The organism is Streptomyces sp. BYX5S, from assembly GCF_054724165.1.
In genome coordinates, this window is sequence record NZ_CM138829.1 from 7,544,444 (window position 1) to 7,563,024 (window position 18,581).

An 18,581-nucleotide genomic window follows, 5' to 3' on the forward strand; every position below is an offset into this window, starting at 1 on the left:
CGCTTGGAGACCTGGAGAAGGAATCACAGGAGGACCAGCCATGTCCCTGCCGCACGAACCGAAGGAACCTGAACGCCCACGCCGACCCGGCCCTCCCGGTCCAAGGCCGCGCGAGGACCTTCCCCACCGCACCGGCAGGATCCACATCACCGCGCGGCAGCGTGGGGCCGACGTCACGGCGTTGGCCCATCTGCTGCTCCATCTTCCGCACGTGGCCGCGAGCCTGGCGGTTGTCTGCATGGCGACGTACATCGCCGATCTGCTCGGAGGCCCACCGTGGTGGATCTTCCTCGGCTGCTGGACGGCGAGCGGAGTACTCGTCTTCCACCGACCCTTCGAACGCCTCATCGCCCGCTGGCTCTTCGGGCTGCGCCACCCCACACCCGACGAGCACCGGACGCTACGGTCCGTCTGGCGCGAGGTCACAGCCCGGGCAGGCGTTGACGGCAACGCGTACCAGCTCTGGGTCGAGGAGAGCCACGACATCAATGCTGTCGCGGCCGCGGGACACATCGTGGGCGTGACCAGCCACTCGCTCCGTACCCTGACTCCCTCCCAGCTGGCCGGTGTACTCGCCCACGAACTGGGCCACCACACGCGGGGCCATGCCTGGGCCTTGCTGCTGGTCTTCTGGTACGCGCTGCCCGGGCGCATCGCCTGGCAGCTGCTGTTGCGACTGGCATCTCGTGTCGACCGCCTCTCCGCAGGCGCCACGGCAGCCGTGGTGGCACTCGTGGTTGTCGTACTGATCGCGCTGGCCACGGCCACTTACGGCCTCGTATTCCTGCCTCTCGCCACGCCTTACCTGGCAGCGGCCATGTCCCGCCGCTCGGAGCTGCGGGCGGACGAACACGCGGCAAGCCTCGGATTCGCGAGCCAGCTGATGACAGTGCTGCAACGGGAACACGACAGCAGAACCGAACACGCGGTCCCCTCTTCCGTCGGTGTCCGCTTCGAGAAACAGAGCGTGATCACACGGCTCCTCGACTCGCACCCGGACGTGTACACGCGCCTCCACCACCTCCAGTCGCATCTGGAGAACAGGCGCTGACACGCCGAAGGGCGGCCACCCCGTTGGGTGACCGCCCTTCAACTCAAGCGACTCGCTTACTGGTTGTACGGACCGTAGTCGTAGTCCTCCAGCGGAACGGCCTGGCCGGAGCCGGTGCCGAACGGCGAGTAGTCGATGTCGTCGTAGCCGACGGCCGAGTACATCGCGGCCTTGGCCTCCTCGGTGGGCTCCACCCGGATGTTGCGGTAGCGGGACAGACCCGTACCGGCCGGGATGAGCTTACCGATGATGACGTTCTCCTTGAGGCCGATGAGGCTGTCGGACTTGGCGTTGATCGCCGCATCCGTCAGGACTCGGGTCGTCTCCTGGAAGGAGGCGGCCGACAGCCAGGACTCCGTCGCCAGCGAGGCCTTGGTGATACCCATCAGCTGCGGACGGCCGGAGGCGGGGTGACCGCCCTCGGTGACCACACGACGGTTCTCGCCCTCGAACTTCGAGCGCTCGACCAGCTCGCCGGGCAGCAGCTCCGCGTCGCCCGACTCGATGATCGTCACGCGGCGCAGCATCTGCCGGATGATGATCTCGATGTGCTTGTCGTGGATCGACACACCCTGCGAGTTGTAGACCTTCTGGACCTCGCCGACCAGGTGCACCTGCACCGCACGCTGGCCAAGGATGCGCAGCACGTCGTGCGGGTTGGTGGCACCCACGGTCAGCTTCTGGCCGACCTCGACGTGGTCGCCCTCGCCCACGAGCAGACGGGCACGCTTCGAGATCGGGAACGCCGTCTCGTCGCTGCCGTCGTCCGGGGTGACGACGATCTTCTTGGTCTTCTCGGTCTCCTCGATGCGGATACGGCCCGCGGCCTCGGAGATCGGGGCGACACCCTTCGGCGTACGAGCCTCGAAGAGCTCGACGACACGGGGCAGACCCTGGGTGATGTCGTCACCGGCCACACCACCGGTGTGGAAGGTACGCATCGTCAGCTGGGTACCGGGCTCACCGATGGACTGGGCGGCGATGATGCCGACCGCCTCACCGATGTCGACCAGCTTGCCGGTGGCCAGCGAGCGGCCGTAGCAGAAGGCACAGGTGCCGACGGCCGACTCACAGGTCAGCACGGAGCGGGTCTTGACGACCTCGATGCCGTGCGCGACCAGCTGGTCGATGAGCACGTCGCCCAGGTCGACGTTGGCCGGCGCGATGACCTTGCCGTCGACGACGACGTCCTCGGCCAGCATGCGGGCGTAGACGCTGGTCTCGACGTCCTCCGTCTTGCGCAGCACACCGTCGGCGCCGCGCTCGGCGATCGCGAGCTTGAGGCCGCGGTCGGTGCCGCAGTCCTCCTCGCGAATGATGACGTCCTGCGAGACGTCGACCAGACGACGGGTGAGGTAACCGGAGTCGGCGGTACGAAGCGCCGTGTCCGCAAGACCCTTACGAGCACCGTGCGTCGAGATGAAGTACTCCAGCACCGACAGGCCCTCACGGAAGGAGGCCTTGATCGGACGCGGGATCGTCTCGTTCTTGGCGTTCGACACCAGACCACGCATACCGGCGATCTGACGCATCTGCATCATGTTTCCTCGGGCACCCGAGTCAACCATCATGAAGATGGGGTTGGTCTTCGGGAAGTTCGCGTTCATCGCCTCGGAGACCTCGTTGGTCGCCTTGGTCCAGATCGCGATGAGCTCCTGAGTGCGCTCTTCCTTCGTGATGAGACCGCGCTCGTACTGCTTCTGGACCTTCTCGTCCTGAGCCTCGTACCCGGCGACGATCTCCTTCTTCGCCTCGGGAACGACGACGTCGGAGATGGCCACGGTGACACCCGAGCGGGTACCCCAGTAGAAGCCGGCCGACTTCAGGTTGTCGAGCGTCGCCGCCACGATGACCTTGGGGTAGCGCTCCGCGAGGTCGTTGACGATCTCGCCGAGCTGCTTCTTGCCCACCGAGTAGTCGACGAACGGGTAGTCCTCGGGCAGCAGCTCGTTGAAGAGCGCGCGGCCCAGCGTCGTACGCAGCCGGAAGCTGTCGCCCGGCTGGTACTCGGGCTCACCCTCCTCGACGGCCGGCGGGGTCCAGCCGCGCGGCGGCATGGTGCCCACCGGGAAGCGGATGTCGACCGACGACTGGAGCGCGAGCTCGCCCGCGTCGAACGCCATGGTCGCCTCGGCCGTGGAGCCGAACGCGCGGCCCTCGCCCTTGGTGTCACGGAGCTCACCGTCGGTGGTGAGGAAGAACAGACCGAGGACCATGTCCTGGGTCGGCATCGTCACCGGACGGCCGTCGGCGGGCTTGAGGATGTTGTTCGAGGACAGCATCAGGATGCGGGCCTCGGCCTGCGCCTCCGCGGACAGCGGCAGGTGCACGGCCATCTGGTCGCCGTCGAAGTCCGCGTTGAACGCGGTGCAGACGAGCGGGTGGATCTGGATGGCCTTGCCCTCGACCAGCTGCGGCTCGAAGGCCTGGATGCCGAGGCGGTGCAGGGTGGGAGCACGGTTCAGCAGAACCGGGTGCTCGGCGATGACCTCTTCGAGGACGTCGTACACGACCGTGCGGCCGCGCTCCACCATGCGCTTGGCGCTCTTGATGTTCTGCGCGTGGTTCAGGTCGACCAGGCGCTTCATCACGAACGGCTTGAAGAGCTCCAGCGCCATGGCCTTCGGCAGACCGCACTGGTGCAGCTTCAGCTGCGGACCGACGACGATCACGGAACGCGCGGAGTAGTCCACACGCTTACCGAGCAGGTTCTGACGGAAACGACCCTGCTTGCCCTTGAGCATGTCGCTCAGGGACTTCAGCGGGCGGTTGCCGGGACCGGTGACCGGGCGACCACGACGACCGTTGTCGAAGAGGGCGTCCACGGCCTCCTGGAGCATGCGCTTCTCGTTGTTCACGATGATCTCGGGCGCACCGAGGTCGAGAAGGCGCTTCAGGCGGTTGTTGCGGTTGATGACGCGGCGGTACAGGTCGTTCAGGTCGGAGGTCGCGAAGCGGCCACCGTCCAGCTGCACCATCGGACGCAGGTCCGGCGGGATGACCGGCACGCAGTCGAGCACCATGCCCTTGGGGCTGTTGCTGGTCTGCAGGAACGCGGAGACGACCTTGAGGCGCTTGAGCGCACGGGTCTTCTTCTGGCCCTTGCCGGTACGGATGATCTCGCGGAGGCGCTCGGCCTCCTCCTCGAGGTCGAAGGTCTCCAGGCGCTTCTGCAGCGCCGCGGCACCCATCGAACCGTCGAAGTACGTGCCGAAGCGGTCACGGAGCTCGCGGTAGAGCAGCTCGTCGCCCTCGAGGTCCTGGACCTTGAGGTTCTTGAAGCGCGACCAGACCTCGTCCAGACGGTCGATCTCGCGCTGCGCACGGTCGCGCAGCTGCTTCATCTCGCGCTCGGCACCCTCGCGCACCTTGCGGCGCACGTCGGCCTTGGCACCCTCGGCCTCGAGCTCGGCCAGGTCGGTCTCGAGCTTCTTGGCGCGGGCCTCCAGGTCGGAGTCGCGACGGTTCTCGATCTGCTGACGCTCGACCTGGACGTGCGCCTCGAGGGAGGGCAGGTCGCGGGTACGGCGCTCTTCGTCGACGAACGTGATCATGTACGCCGCGAAGTAGATGACCTTCTCGAGGTCCTTCGGGGCGAGGTCGAGCAGGTAGCCAAGGCGCGACGGGACGCCCTTGAAGTACCAGATGTGGGTGACGGGAGCGGCCAGCTCGATGTGGCCCATCCGCTCACGGCGCACCTTGGCGCGCGTGACCTCGACGCCACAGCGCTCGCAGATGATGCCCTTGAAGCGGACACGCTTGTACTTGCCGCAGTAGCACTCCCAGTCCCGGGTCGGACCGAAGATCTTCTCGCAGAAGAGTCCGTCCTTTTCGGGCTTGAGGGTGCGGTAGTTGATGGTCTCGGGCTTCTTGACCTCGCCATGGCTCCACTGACGGATGTCGTCAGCGGTGGCCAGACCGATCCGGAGCTCATCGAAGAAGTTGACGTCGAGCACTATGCGTCAATCCCTCTCAGGGTTGTAAGTCTGTGGTCTGAAACGGGGGTCGCGGGGTCGGTGGGGGCCCATCCCTGGGCCCCCACCGGAACTCCCGTCAGACCTCTTCGACGCTGCTCGGCTCGCGCCGGGACAGGTCGATGCCGAGCTCCTCCGCTGCGCGGAAGACGTCCTCGTCGGTGTCGCGCATCTCGATGGACATGCCGTCCGAGGACAGCACCTCCACGTTGAGGCACAGGGACTGCATTTCCTTGATGAGCACCTTGAAGGACTCGGGAATGCCGGGCTCGGGGATGTTCTCGCCCTTGACGATGGCCTCGTAGACCTTCACGCGGCCGGTGACGTCGTCGGACTTGATGGTCAGCAGCTCCTGGAGGGCGTAAGCGGCGCCGTACGCCTCCAGCGCCCACACCTCCATCTCACCGAAGCGCTGGCCACCGAACTGGGCCTTACCACCCAGCGGCTGCTGGGTGATCATCGAGTACGGACCGGTCGACCGGGCGTGGAGCTTGTCGTCGACCAGGTGGTGCAGCTTGAGGATGTACATGTACCCGACCGAGATCGGGTCCGGGAACGGCTCGCCGGAGCGGCCGTCGAACAGCCGCGCCTTGCCGGACGGGAGGACCATGCGGTCGCCGTCGCGGTTCGGCCGGGCGTTCTCCAGCAGACCCGCGAGCTCGTCCTCACGCGCACCGTCGAAGACCGGGGTCGCCACGTTGGTACGCGGCTCGACCTGGTCGGCGCCGATCGCCTGAAGGCTGCGGGCCCACTGGTCGCTGAGACCGGAGACGTCCCAGCCCTGGCTGGCGAGCCAGCCGAGGTGGATCTCCAGAACCTGTCCCGGGTTCATTCGGGACGGCACACCCAGCGGGTTGAGGATGATGTCGACCGGGGTGCCGTCCTCCAGGAACGGCATGTCCTCGATCGGGTTGATCTTCGAGATGACGCCCTTGTTGCCGTGACGGCCGGCGAGCTTGTCACCATCGGTGATCTTGCGCTTCTGCGCCACGTAGACACGAACCAGCTGGTTCACGCCCGGCGGCAGCTCGTCGCCCTCTTCGCGGTCGAAGACGCGGACGCCGATGACCTTGCCGATCTCGCCGTGCGGCACCTTCAGCGAGGTGTCGCGCACCTCGCGCGCCTTCTCACCGAAGATCGCGCGGAGCAGGCGCTCCTCCGGCGTCAGCTCGGTCTCACCCTTGGGCGTGACCTTGCCGACGAGGATGTCGCCGGCGACGACCTCGGCACCGATCCGGATGATGCCGCGCTCGTCGAGGTCGGCGAGGACCTCCTCGGAGACGTTCGGGATGTCCCGGGTGATCTCCTCCGGGCCGAGCTTGGTGTCACGGGCGTCGACCTCGTGCTCCTCGATGTGGATCGAGGAGAGGACGTCGTCCTGCACGAGGCGCTGCGACAGGATGATCGCGTCCTCGTAGTTGTGACCCTCCCACGGCATGAACGCCACGAGCAGGTTCTTGCCGAGGGCCATCTCGCCCTCTTCGGTCGCGGGACCGTCGGCCAGGACCTGGCCGGTGATGATCCGCGCGCCCTCGTCCACGACGACCTTCTGGTTGACAGAAGTGCCCTGGTTCGAGCGGGAGAACTTGTGCAGGCGGTACGTGCTGTACGTGCCGTCGTCGTTGGCGGTGGTGATGTAGTCCGCGGAGACCTCCTGGACCACACCGTCCTTGTCGGCCTTGAGCACGTCGCCGGCGTCGGTGGCGCAGCGGTACTCCATGCCGGTGCCGACGAGCGGCGCCTCGGACTTAATCAGCGGCACGGCCTGACGCATCATGTTCGCGCCCATGAGGGCACGGTTGGCGTCGTCGTGCTCGAGGAACGGGATCATCGCGGTCGCGACCGACACCATCTGGCGCGGCGAGACGTCCATGTAGTCGACGTCGTCACCGGGGACGTAGTCGACCTCTCCGCCGCGGCGGCGGACCAGGACGCGGGCCTCGGCGAAACGCATGTCCTCGGACAGCGGCGCGTTGGCCTGCGCGATGACGAAGCGGTCCTCCTCGTCGGCGGTGAGGTAGTCCACCTCGTCGCCGACGACGCCGTCGGTCACCTTGCGGTACGGCGTCTCGATGAAGCCGAAGGGGTTGATCCGGCCGTACGAGGCGAGCGAGCCGATCAGACCGATGTTCGGGCCTTCGGGCGTCTCGATCGGGCACATGCGGCCGTAGTGCGACGGGTGCACGTCTCGGACCTCGAAGCCCGCCCGCTCACGGGACAGACCACCCGGGCCGAGGGCGTTCAGACGACGCTTGTGCGTCAGCCCCGACAGCGGGTTGTTCTGGTCCATGAACTGGGACAGCTGCGACGTACCGAAGAACTCCTTGATCGACGCCACGACCGGGCGGATGTTGATCAGGGTCTGCGGCGTGATCGCCTCGACGTCCTGGGTCGTCATGCGCTCGCGCACGACGCGCTCCATACGGGCGAGACCCGTACGGACCTGGTTCTGGATCAGCTCGCCGACGTTACGGATACGACGGTTGCCGAAGTGGTCGATGTCGTCGGTCTCGACGACGATCTCCCGGCCCGACTCGCCGACCGTCTCGGTCTCGCCCGCGTGGAGCTTCACCAGGTACTTGATGGTGGCGATGATGTCGTCGGTGGTGAGCACGCCGGCGTCCAGCGGCTCCTCGGCACCGAGCTTCTTGTTCACCTTGTAGCGGCCGACCTTCGCGAGGTCGTAGCGCTTCGGGTTGAAGTAGAGGTTCTCGAGCAGCGTCTGCGCGGCCTCGCGCGTGGGCGGCTCGCCCGGACGCAGCTTGCGGTAGATGTCGAGCAGCGCGTCGTCCTGGCCCTGGGTGTGGTCCTTCTCCAGGGTGGCGCGCATGGACTCGTACTCGCCGAACTCCTCGAGGATCTGCTCGGTGGTCCAACCGAGAGCCTTCAGGAGAACGGTGACGGACTGCTTGCGCTTGCGGTCGATGCGGACACCGACCATGTCGCGCTTGTCGATCTCCATCTCCAGCCAGGCACCCCGGGACGGGATGATCTTGGCGGAGAAGATGTCCTTGTCGGACGTCTTGTCGATGGAGGAGTCGAAGTAGACACCGGGCGAACGGACGAGCTGCGACACGACGACACGCTCGGTGCCGTTGATGACGAAGGTGCCCTTGTTCGTCATGAGCGGGAAGTCGCCCATGAAGACCGTCTGGGACTTGATCTCGCCGGTCTCGTTGTTGGTGAATTCAGCGGTGACGAAGAGCGGAGCCGCGTACGTGAAGTCGCGCTCCTTGCACTCGTCGATCGAGTTCTTCGGCGGTTCGAAGCGGTGGTCGCGGAAGGTCAGGGACATCGACCCGGAGAAGTCCTCGATCGGGGAGATCTCCTCGAAGATCTCCTCCAGACCGGACTTCGTGGGGACGTCGTGACCCGACTCCAGAGCCTCCTCGACCCGACTCTGCCAAGCGGTGTTGCCGAGCAGCCAGTCAAAGCTCTCGGTCTGCAGCGCGAGCAGGTTCGGAACCTCGAGAGGCTCCTTGATCTTTGCAAAGGAGATGCGCAGCGGGGCGGTGCTGGCGCCGTTGTTCGTATTCGCGGTCGAGGCGTTGCGCGAGGCGGCCAAGAGGGGGTCCTTCCGAGGGCTCGGACTCACTACGCGCGTACCGGTCCCAAGCCATACACGGGACAGAGCCCCTGATCTGGCATTTGGCCAGGTCAGAGCCGATTCAATCCACTGTGCTGAGGCGAGGGCATGCCCCTGGTGACGGGCAGGGAGCAGCTAACAGGCAGCGCAAAGGGACAGTGTAGCCAGAAGGCCCACTGATGTCCAGTGCGGGTTTTTTGAGACCCTCGTTGTTCTCAACCGTTCACCGTCTGCGGCATGCCCTGCGCGCTGAGCGAGCGCACATCCTTACTGCCCTCTTCGCCGTCGATCCATGCCTCGGATCCGGATCGTTGTGACGACGCGTCCTGAGAATTGCGCGCTGCGTGCTGTTCGTCAAGGCCCCCTCTTGGCCGAACAGGGGTGGCGCCAGGCACAACGAAGATCACCATACTCTGCGCGACCGACAGCGCAAGGCACCCTCGGCCTGCGAGCCAGACAACGCCGAAGGGCGACCACCCAGTTGGGTGATCGCCCTTCGGTACGTCGGTGTTACAGCTCCCGGGGGAGCAGTTTTCACCGAGGAGGAGTCAGCAGACTCGCAGAGGTCTTACTTGACCTCGACGGAGGCGCCGGCGCCCTCGAGCTGCTCCTTGGCCTTGGCCGCGGCGTCCTTGGCGACCTTCTCGAGGACCGGCTTCGGGGTGCCGTCGACGAGGTCCTTGGCCTCCTTGAGGCCCAGGGAGGTCAGCTCGCGCACGACCTTGATGACCTGGATCTTCTTGTCACCGGCGCCGGTGAGGATGACGTCGAACTCGTCCTGCTCCTCGGCGGCCTCGGCGGCGGCGCCACCAGCGGCACCACCGGCGACGACGACCGGGGCGGCGGCGGCAGCCTCGACGTCGAACTTCTCCTCGAAGGCCTTCACGAACTCGGAGAGCTCGATGAGGGTCATCTCCTCGAACTGCGCAAGCAGCTCGTCCTGGGTGAGCTTCGCCATGATGGCGGTCCTTCCACTAAATCGGCAGGTGCCGGATGTACTGGGTGAGGCGGGCGTATGCCTTTCGGCATTACTTCGTAGAAGTTCGGCCCGCTGTGATCCGTGCCGCCCTGTCAGGCGGCGAGGATCAGAAAGCGAGCCGAGTTACTCGGCACCGCCCTGCTCGTCCTGCTTGGCGCGGAGCGCGTCCAGGGTGCGGACGAGCTTCGTCGGCAGCGCGTTGAAGACCGAGGCAGCCTGGGACTGCTTGGCCTTGAAGGCACCGGCCAGCTTGGAGAGCAGAACCTCGCGGGACTCGAGGTCCGCAAGCTTCTTGATCTCGTCGGCGGTCAGCGCCTTGCCGTCAAGGACACCGCCCTTGATGACGAGATTCGGGTTCTCCTTGGCGAAGTCACGAAGACCCTTGGCCGACTCCACCGGGTCACCGGTGACGAAGGCAACCGCCGTCGGACCGTTGAACAGGTCGTCCAGCGTGTTGATCCCGGCCTCGTTGGCCGCGATCTTGGTCAGCGTGTTCTTCACCACGGCGTACTCGGAGTTCTCACCGAGCGAACGGCGCAGCTGCTTGAGCTGGGCCACGGTGAGACCCCGGTACTCGGTCAGCACGGCGGCGCTCGAGCTGCGGAACTTGTCCGTGAGCTCGGCTACGGCGGCAGCCTTGTCGGGCGTCGGCATAGAGCGTCAGCCTCCTTCCGGGTGATGAGGACCGCTCGCAAGGAGGCTGGGGAAAACGAAACGCCCCGGCGCAGGCGCACGGGGCGTGAGCTCGACCTTCACGAACGAATCCGGAAGGGAGCACTTCCACAGTCACCTGCGCGGGTCGTCCGCAGTTTCAGCGGATCCTTCGGCCACCGAACTCTCTTGCGAGCGCACGGCAACGACCAGCGGTCTTTGGCTTCTGTGGAAGAGTACGCGAAACGGTTCGCGTCAAGCAAATCCGGTCAGAGGCCGCTGCCGCCGCCCGTGGTGCCGGTGCCGGCGGAGGCCTCCTGGAGGTCCTTGAGCATCTCCATCATGTCGAAGGTCTCGCTCGCGGGCGGCGTGACGGCCTTCACCGCGGCGCCGTAGTCCGAGAACTTCTCCGAGATCTCGATGTCGCCCTGCGAGCTGTCCATCGTGACGTCGAGCCGGACCGGCAGGTCCTGCTCGTTGATCCACAGCTCGGTGTCGTAGGTCTTGATGCCGGCCTTCTTGACGTTCTTGAGCAGCTGGTCGCGCTCGGACTTGCTGAGGACCTTCAGCGAGTCGTTCTTCTCCAGCATCTCGTCGACCGTCAGCTTGCCCTTGTAGTGCTGCGTCTGCTCGCCGTCGACCTTGGCCGCACCGACGTGCTTGAGGTTGGGCGAGTCGAGCAGGACGGCGATCTGCTGGGCCGGGTCCTGGTTCATGCTGTCCAGGCTGCCGGTCATCTGGCTCGCCAGCTTCTCGTCGCCGGACTCCTTCGCCATGGCCGCGAAGTCCATCTTCATCCAGCGCTTGCCGTCCATCTGCTTGGCGGCGTCGGCGCCCATGTCCATGTACATGACGTTGTCCTGCATGACCATGCGGATGTTCTTGGGCGCGTTGGCGCTGCCCGAGGCGAGCGCGGAGCCCGACATCGTCATGTCCATCACGGTCGGGTCCCAGCCCATGACGCCGGACATCTTCATGTCCCCGCCGCCCTGGGCGGCCGCGGTCGGCGTCTTCATCGTCATCTCGACCTTGGCGGACTTGGCCTCGGAGGTCTTCTTGAACGCGGCCGTGACCGCCTGCGCGACCGACTCGGGACCCGCACCGGCGGCCTTCTTCCCGCTGCCCTTGTCGTCCCCTCCACCACAGGCCGCGACGGCGGAACACAGCAGAGCGGTCGCGGCGGCGGCGCCCACCACACGTCGTACGGAAACAGTCATCTGGATTCCCACCCCTTGGTATTGCTGAACTGCCCGCACCATATCCGACCCCTCTGACAGCTGCCCCACAGCTTCAACCGGCCCCCACCACATCCGCGAAGTCGACCGTGTCGCGCCCGGCAGGACGCTCGGCCCCGGCCGCGGCACCGTAGTCGCGGTAGTGGACGGTGGCGGTGAAGTCGCCCGCGCGCTGGGTGCGCCGCACCAGGAGCCGCCGGGCGTCGAGCCATACGTCGACGCGCTGGCGGCCGACGGTGCCCCGGTAGTGCGTGGCCCGGACGCCGCGCACGGTCTCCCGCCCCACCCGATGGACGTCCGCCGCGCCGCTCAGCGCCTTCAGGGTGTCGGCCGGGGTGAGGTCGCTGCGGGTGTCGTAGGGGTGGCGGATCCAGCGCCGGCCGCCCTGGAGCTCGGCGAACCGGTCGCTCATGCGCGTGTAGTAGGCGTCCGGGAGGAACCGCGTCTGGGACGGGTCGCCGCCCAACTCGCGGGTGGAGGCGGCCAGTTCGCCGCCGGTGACGCGTACGGTCAAGGTGCCCTCGACGCCGTCGGACCAGCCGAGCGCGCCCGTGCTGCGCGAGGTCAGCCGCTTGCCGGTGGTCATCGTCGCGTCGACGTGCGCCGAACCCGCCGAGGCGACCTGCTGCCGGGCCGCGCGGAGCGCCGCGCGCGCCTCGTGGCCCTCGTGCTCCCCGTGCTCCGGTGTCCCTCCGCAGGCTGCCACCAGGACGCCCAGGACGGTCAGGCCCACCACGCGCGCGTACCGCAGCTGCACTCCCCCGGTCGGTCGGCCCCGGTCGGCCGGTCACGGTGAAGCTAGCGCAGCCGCGGCGCCTTACGGGGCGGAAAAGAGGAACGGGCCCCGCACCTCGGAAGGTGCGGGGCCCGTCGCCGACTTCAGCGAGCCTTGGGGGCTCAGACCGCGGCCGGGTCCTCCTCGGTGAGGAGGTTGCGGGTGCGGTTCGAGTCGAGCTGAATGCCGGGGCCCATCGTGGTGCTGATGGCGGCCTTCTTGATGTAGCGACCCTTGGCGGCGGACGGCTTCAGGCGGAGGATCTCCTCCAGGGCCGCGCCGTAGTTCTCCACCAGCTTGGTGTCGTCGAAGGACACCTTGCCGATGATGAAGTGCAGGTTCGCGTGCTTGTCGACGCGGAACTCGATCTTGCCGCCCTTGATCTCGTTCACGGCCTTGGCCACGTCCGGGGTCACGGTGCCGGTCTTCGGGTTCGGCATCAGGCCACGCGGACCGAGCACGCGGCCGAGGCGGCCGACCTTGCCCATGAGGTCCGGGGTGGCGACAACGGCGTCGAACTCGTTCAGGCGGTTGCCCTTGGAGATCTCGTCGATCAGCTCGTCGGAGCCGACGATGTCGGCGCCGGCGGCCTCCGCGGCCGCAGCACGGTCACCGGTCGCGAAGACCAGGACCCGGGCGGTCTTGCCGGTGCCGTGCGGGAGGTTCACGGTGCCACGGACCATCTGGTCGGCCTTGCGCGGGTCAACGCCCAGGCGGAAGGCGACCTCGACGGTGCCGTCGAACTTCGACGTGGAGGTCTCCTTGGCGAGACGGACGGCCTCGAGCGGGGCGTAGAGCTTGGCCCCGTCGATCTTGGCGTCCGCAGCGCGGAGAGACTTGCTGCGCTTGCTCACTTGCTTCTCCTGAGTTCTAGAGGAGTCGTGGTGCGGGCCGAGCAGGCCCTGCCACGGATGGATCTGCGAGGTGGAGGTCAGCCCTCGACCGTGACGCCCATGGAACGGGCGGTGCCGGCGATGATCTTCGACGCGGCGTCCAGGTCGTTGGCGTTGAGGTCGGGCATCTTGGTCGTGGCGATCTCACGGACCTGCGCCTCGGTGATCTTGGCGACCTTGGTCTTGTGCGGCTCGCCCGAGCCCTTCTCGACACCAGCGGCCTTGAGGATCATCTTCGCGGCCGGCGGGGTCTTGGTGATGAAGGTGAAGGAGCGGTCCTCGTAGACCGTGATCTCCACCGGGATGACCCAACCGCGCTGCGACTCGGTCGCGGCGTTGTAGGCCTTGCAGAACTCCATGATGTTGACGCCGTGCTGGCCCAGCGCGGGGCCGACAGGCGGGGCCGGGTTGGCGGCGCCGGCCTGGATCTGGAGCTTGATGAGCCCCGTGACCTTCTTCTTCTTGGGAGGCATGTGCTCTCTCTCCGGGTCTTAGTGAGAGTGTTCAGCCGCCATCCTCATGAACGATCGTTGGGATCATCCGGATGGAGGCATACCGCACAACGATAACGGGTATCCATGCGCGGCTAAAAACCGAGCAGGTCAGACCGGCTTTGCAGCCCGTCTGACCTGTTCGGAAGCGTGTGCCCAGAAGGTGCCGGAAAGGCTAGTTCTTCTGGATCTGGTCGAAGCTCAGCTCGACCGGGGTCTCGCGACCGAAGATCTCGACGAGGCCCTTGACCTTCTTCGAGTCGGCGTTGATCTCGTTGATCGTCGCCTGGAGCGTCGCGAACGGGCCGTCGGTGACGGTGACCGAGTCGCCGACCTCGAAGTCGAGGACCTCGACCGTGACCTTGCGGGCCGGAGCCGGCTTGCCCTCGGCCTCGGCGGCCTCCTTGGCAGCCTTCTCCTCGGCCTCCGGGGCGAGCATCTTGACGATCTCGTCCAGGGTCAGCGGGTACGGGTCGTAGGCGTTGCCCACGAAGCCGGTGACGCCGGGCGTGTTGCGGACGACGCCCCAGGACTCGTTCGTCAGGTCCATGCGGACGAGCACGTAGCCGGGCAGCTTGTTCTGCCGGACGTTCTTGCGCTCGCCGTTCTTGATCTGGACGATCTCTTCCTCGGGGACCTCAGCCTGGTAGATGAACTCCTCGACGTTGAGCGAGACGGCGCGCTGCTCCAGGTTCGCCTTCACGCGCTTCTCGTAGCCCGCGTAGGTGTGGATCACGTACCAGTCGCCGGGCAGGAACCGGAGCTCCTCGCGGAGGGCAGCGATCGGGTCGACCGGCTCCTCCTCGACGGCCTCGGCGGCCTCCTCGGTGTCGGCGTCGGCGGCTTCCTCGGCCTCGGCGTCGGCGTCCGCCACGGTCTCGACCGCGGCTTCCTCGGCGGGCTCACCGGCGGCGATGTCGGCAGCCTCGGCCTGGTCCGGCTCCTCGGCGTCCGCCGCCTCGACGATGTCGAGCTCGTCCTCAGCGGACTCGACCGGCTCGATCGCCTCGTTCAGGTTCGGGTCAGACACTGTGGCTGCTTCTTCCTGGATACATAGGGGTGGAACATGCGAAAGGGGCGCCGGACACGGCGCCCTCCGCTTTCGGCTCAGCCGAAGACGTACTTGACAAGGTGGTTGAAGCCATAGTCAATCACGGTCACGAGACCGATCATGATGACGACGAACACGATCACCACGGTGGTGTACGTCGTGAGCTGACTGCGGCTCGGCCAGACGACCTTGCGGAGTTCCGCGACGATCTGGCGATAGAAGAGCGCGAGGCGCCCGAAGGGGCCCTTCTTGCCGCGCTTTCCGCCCTTGCGGGCCTTCTTGGACTCCGGCGCCTCAGCATCAGGCTTGTCGATGGAGCCCACGGCGTCCGTCACTCGTCCTCACCTGATTCCGGGTCGTGGCCGTGCCGCGCCCGGTGGAGCCGCACGGCGGTGCAATGCAGTACGTACATGCGCACACATCCTGGCGAAGGAGTGTGTAGCAGGGCCGGAGGGACTTGAACCCCCAACCGCTGGTTTTGGAGACCAGTGCTCTACCAATTGAGCTACGACCCTTTGTCTCCCCCAACGTACCGCATCCGCCCCGATGCACGGAGTGCACTTGGAAGGCGCGGCCGCTGAAGGCCAACGAGCAGTGAGTGTACGTGTTCCCGGGCCCCAGGTCGAACGAGCAACGTCCGCCTGTGGATCAAGAGCGGTTTCCCGGTCTTCGAAACCCGTGTGCCCGGCGGCTTTGCGGTCTGGAACGATGGGCCCATGAGCGCTGCAACTCCTTCTCCGTCCGCAGGTTCCTCTCCCACCGAGCGCCGGGTGTCGGCCCGGGTCGGCTCGATCTCCGAGTCCGCGACCCTCGCCGTCGACGCCAAGGCCAAGGCCCTCAAGGCCGCCGGGCGCCCGGTGATCGGCTTCGGCGCCGGTGAGCCCGACTTCCCGACGCCGGACTACGTGGTCGAGGCGGCCATCGAGGCCTGCAAGAACCCGAAGTTCCACCGCTACACCCCCGCCGGCGGTCTGCCCGAGCTGAAGGCCGCGATCGCCGCGAAGACGCTGCGCGACTCCGGCTACGAGGTCGACGCCTCGCAGATCCTGGTGACCAACGGCGGCAAGCAGGCCATCTACCAGGCGTTCGCCGCGATCCTCGACCCGGGCGACGAGGTCATCGTCCCGGCCCCGTACTGGACCACCTACCCGGAGTCGATCCGCCTCGCGGGCGGTGTGCCGGTGGAGGTCGTGGCCGACGAGACGACCGGCTACCGCGTCTCCGTGGAGCAGCTGGAGGCCGCGCGCACCGAGCGCACCAAGGTCGTCCTGTTCGTGTCGCCGTCGAACCCGACGGGCGCCGTGTACAGCGAGGCCGACGCGGAGGCCATCGGCCGCTGGGCCGTGGAGCACGGCCTGTGGGTGATGACGGACGAGATCTACGAGCACCTCGTCTACGGGGACGCGAAGTTCACGTCGCTGCCGGCGATCCTTCCGGAGCTGCGCGACAAGTGCATCGTGGTCAACGGTGTGGCGAAGACGTACGCGATGACCGGCTGGCGCGTCGGGTGGATCATCGGCCCGAAGGACGTCGTGAAGGCCGCGACGAACCTCCAGTCGCACGCCACGTCGAACGTCTCCAACGTGGCGCAGGCGGCCGCGCTCGCCGCCGTCTCCGGCGACCTGACCGCCGTGGAGAAGATGCGCGAGGCCTTCGACCGGCGTCGTAAGACGATCGTGCGGATGCTCAACGAGATCGACGGCGTGGTCTGCCCCGAGCCCGAGGGCGCCTTCTACGCGTACCCGTCGGTGAAGGGGCTGCTCGGCAAGGAGATCCGCGGCAAGCGCCCGCAGGACTCCGTCGAGCTCGCCGCGCTCATCCTGGAGGAGTCCGAGGTCGCCGTGGTTCCTGGTGAGGCCTTCGGCACGCCGGGTTACCTGCGTCTTTCGTACGCGCTCGGCGACGAGGACCTCGTCGAGGGCGTGTCGCGCATCCAGAAGCTGCTGGCCGAGGCGCGCGACTGATTCGCCGTTCCACGCAGGCGGGCCGTCTCCCTTTGGAGGCGGCCCGCTTGTTCGTTCGGGCGGGGCCCCGAAGGTGGAAAGGCGCTACCGGTACGACAGGTGTGTACGGCAAGATCTTGGGATGGAGCGTGTAGGACGTGATGTACGTCAGTTGCCGAAGGCCCACCTGCATCTGCACTTCACCGGGTCGATGCGGCCCACGACCCTGCTGGAACTCGCCGACAAGTACGGCGTACGGCTTCCGGACGCGCTGACCGGGGCCGAGCCTCCGAAGCTGCGGGCCACGGACGAGCGCGGCTGGTTCCGCTTCCAGCGGCTCTACGACGCGGCGCGGTCCTGCCTGCGGGAGCCCGAGGACATTCAGCGACTGGTGCGGGAGGCCGCGGAGGAGGACATCGCGGACGGGTCCGGGTGGCTGGAGATCCAGGTCGACCCGACGTCGTACGCGCCACGGCTGGGCGGGCTCATCCCGGCCCTGGAGATCATCCTCGACGCCGTCGACAGCGCCGCGCGGGAGACCGGCCTGGGAATGCGCGTCCTGGTCGCGGCGAACCGTATGAAGCACCCTCTGGACGCCCGTACGCTGGCGCGGCTCGCGGTGCGGTACGCGGACCGGGGCATCGTCGGCTTCGGCCTCTCCAACGACGAACGCCGCGGCATGGCGCGCGACTTCGACCGCGCCTTCCACATCGCGCGCGAGGGCGGGCTCCTGTCGGCCCCGCACGGCGGCGAGCTGACCGGCCCCTCCTCGGTGCGCGACTGCCTCGACGACCTGGACGCCACCCGGATCGGTCACGGGGTGCGGGCCGCCGAGGATCCGCGCCTGCTGAAGCGCCTCGCGGACGGCGGCGTGACCTGCGAGGTGTGCCCGGCGTCGAACGTCGCGCTGGGCGTCTACGAGAAGCCCGAGGACGTCCCCCTGCGCACCCTCTACGAGGCCGGGGTGCCGATGGCGCTGGGCGCGGACGACCCACTCCTGTTCGGCTCCCGGCTCGCCGCCCAGTACGACATCGCGCGCCGCCACCACGGCTTCACCGACGCCGAACTGGCCGAACTGGCCCGCCAGTCGGTACGCGGCTCGGCGGCCCCGCACGACGTCAAGGAGAAGCTTCTGAGCGGCGTGGAGGAGTGGCTGGCCGGCTGAGCTACGGCGCGGCGGGCACCGGCGTCGTCCCGGCGGCCAGCATCCGGACGGCCGTGGGGAGGGGCTCGGCGTCGAACATGGCGCCCCACAGATCGTCCGGCACCAGGTTCCCGTTCACGGAGAATCCCGGTGTGCCGGGCACGCCGTCGGCCTTGTACATCTCTTCGGAGGCCTTCACGAAGTCGCGGTACTTCATGGTCCGTACCGCCGTGTCGAACTTCTTGCCCCGCAGGCCGTCGACCCGGGAGGCCGTGCGCAGCAGGAAGGCGTCGGTGAAGCCGTCGACGACCTCCTCCGGCTGCCGCTCGAAGAGCAGGGTGTGGTACTCGACGAACTTTCCCTGGTCGACGGCGGCCCGCAGCGCGTTGGCCGCCTTGCGCGAACCGCTGCCACCCAGGTGCTCCTTGTCGGAGAGGAAGGTCGCGAAGCTGTACTCCAGCCTGATCTGGCCCCTCAGCGCCATCAGCTGGAGCGCCTCACCCCCGCCCTCGCGCTCGAACTCCTTGCAGACCGGGCAGCGCATGTCCTCGTAGACGTGCACGACAGTGCTCGCCTCGGGGCGGCCGACCACGACGGTGGTGCCGTCGTCGGCCATCCGCTCCGGAAGCCGGTCCAGGGCCGCGAGGGACGCTGCGTCCCGCGCGCGGGGCGTGTCCTTCCCGTCGCCCCCTGCCTCGGCCGCCCGGCCGCAGCCGGACGTCGCGATCATCCCCACCAGGACCGTGCTCACCGCGGACACGACAGCACGGCGTACCCCTGCACGCATGAAGATCCCCTCCCTCGAGGT

14 protein-coding genes and 1 tRNA gene are annotated in these 18,581 nt (G+C 67.3%); 3 read left to right on the plus strand and 12 right to left on the minus strand.

What is annotated here, in order from left to right:
• Positions 1 to 40 precede the first annotated feature (40 nt).
• Positions 41 to 1,051, plus strand: a complete 1,011-nt coding sequence (locus tag ACYBSK_RS34005) for a M48 family metalloprotease (RefSeq protein ID WP_460244388.1) — start codon at positions 41 to 43, stop codon at positions 1,049 to 1,051.
• 56 nt (positions 1,052 to 1,107) lie between these two features.
• Here ACYBSK_RS34005 and ACYBSK_RS34010 read toward each other — a convergent pair whose 3' ends face one another.
• The 11 genes from ACYBSK_RS34010 to ACYBSK_RS34060 form a co-directional block, all read right to left on the minus strand.
• Positions 1,108 to 5,007 (minus strand): DNA-directed RNA polymerase subunit beta', encoded by a 3,900-nt coding sequence (locus tag ACYBSK_RS34010; protein ID WP_457481089.1) that lies wholly within the window; start codon positions 5,005 to 5,007, stop codon positions 1,108 to 1,110.
• Between the two features lie 97 nt (positions 5,008 to 5,104).
• Positions 5,105 to 8,590: a DNA-directed RNA polymerase subunit beta gene (gene rpoB, locus ACYBSK_RS34015; protein WP_457481090.1), complete on the minus strand. Its 3,486-nt coding sequence runs from the start codon at positions 8,588 to 8,590 to the stop codon at positions 5,105 to 5,107.
• A gap of 589 nt (positions 8,591 to 9,179) precedes the next feature.
• The gene (gene rplL / locus ACYBSK_RS34020) at positions 9,180 to 9,569 is read right to left on the minus strand and encodes a 50S ribosomal protein L7/L12 (protein ID WP_460244389.1); all 390 of its coding nucleotides are present in this window, start codon (positions 9,567 to 9,569) and stop codon (positions 9,180 to 9,182) included.
• Between the two features lie 144 nt (positions 9,570 to 9,713).
• Positions 9,714 to 10,244, minus strand: coding sequence for a 50S ribosomal protein L10 (gene rplJ, locus ACYBSK_RS34025; RefSeq protein WP_457481092.1), 531 nt, complete (start codon positions 10,242 to 10,244; stop codon positions 9,714 to 9,716).
• A gap of 266 nt (positions 10,245 to 10,510) precedes the next feature.
• On the minus strand, positions 10,511 to 11,458 hold the full coding sequence (locus ACYBSK_RS34030; protein WP_460244390.1) for a hypothetical protein: 948 nt from the start codon (positions 11,456 to 11,458) through the stop codon (positions 10,511 to 10,513).
• A 73-nt stretch (positions 11,459 to 11,531) separates the two neighbouring features.
• Positions 11,532 to 12,233, minus strand: coding sequence for a hypothetical protein (locus ACYBSK_RS34035; protein WP_460244391.1), 702 nt, complete (start codon positions 12,231 to 12,233; stop codon positions 11,532 to 11,534).
• A 140-nt stretch (positions 12,234 to 12,373) separates the two neighbouring features.
• Positions 12,374 to 13,105, minus strand: coding sequence for a 50S ribosomal protein L1 (gene rplA / locus ACYBSK_RS34040; protein ID WP_457481095.1), 732 nt, complete (start codon positions 13,103 to 13,105; stop codon positions 12,374 to 12,376).
• A gap of 77 nt (positions 13,106 to 13,182) precedes the next feature.
• Positions 13,183 to 13,617, minus strand: a complete 435-nt coding sequence (rplK, locus tag ACYBSK_RS34045) for a 50S ribosomal protein L11 (RefSeq protein WP_040252631.1) — start codon at positions 13,615 to 13,617, stop codon at positions 13,183 to 13,185.
• A 193-nt stretch (positions 13,618 to 13,810) separates the two neighbouring features.
• A complete protein-coding gene (gene nusG, locus ACYBSK_RS34050) occupies positions 13,811 to 14,665 on the minus strand; it encodes a transcription termination/antitermination protein NusG (RefSeq protein WP_457481096.1) in 855 nt (284 codons plus the stop codon).
• Positions 14,666 to 14,742: 77 nt separating this feature from the next.
• Complete coding sequence (gene secE, locus ACYBSK_RS34055) at positions 14,743 to 15,021, minus strand: preprotein translocase subunit SecE (protein ID WP_457481097.1); 279 nt, start codon at positions 15,019 to 15,021, stop codon at positions 14,743 to 14,745.
• A gap of 107 nt (positions 15,022 to 15,128) precedes the next feature.
• Positions 15,129 to 15,201 (minus strand) — tRNA-Trp (locus tag ACYBSK_RS34060).
• Between the two features lie 201 nt (positions 15,202 to 15,402).
• Here ACYBSK_RS34060 and ACYBSK_RS34065 point away from each other — a divergent pair.
• A complete protein-coding gene (locus ACYBSK_RS34065; protein WP_457481098.1) occupies positions 15,403 to 16,650 on the plus strand; it encodes a pyridoxal phosphate-dependent aminotransferase in 1,248 nt (415 codons plus the stop codon).
• Between the two features lie 121 nt (positions 16,651 to 16,771).
• Complete coding sequence (locus ACYBSK_RS34070; protein WP_460244392.1) at positions 16,772 to 17,794, plus strand: adenosine deaminase; 1,023 nt, start codon at positions 16,772 to 16,774, stop codon at positions 17,792 to 17,794.
• Position 17,795: 1 nt separating this feature from the next.
• Here the strand turns inward: ACYBSK_RS34070 and ACYBSK_RS34075 are convergent, their stop codons facing one another.
• Positions 17,796 to 18,560 carry a DsbA family protein gene (locus ACYBSK_RS34075; RefSeq protein ID WP_460244393.1) on the minus strand — a complete coding sequence of 255 codons (765 nt, stop codon included), beginning with the start codon at positions 18,558 to 18,560 and terminating at the stop codon, positions 17,796 to 17,798.
• Between the last annotated feature and the right edge of the window lie 21 nt (positions 18,561 to 18,581).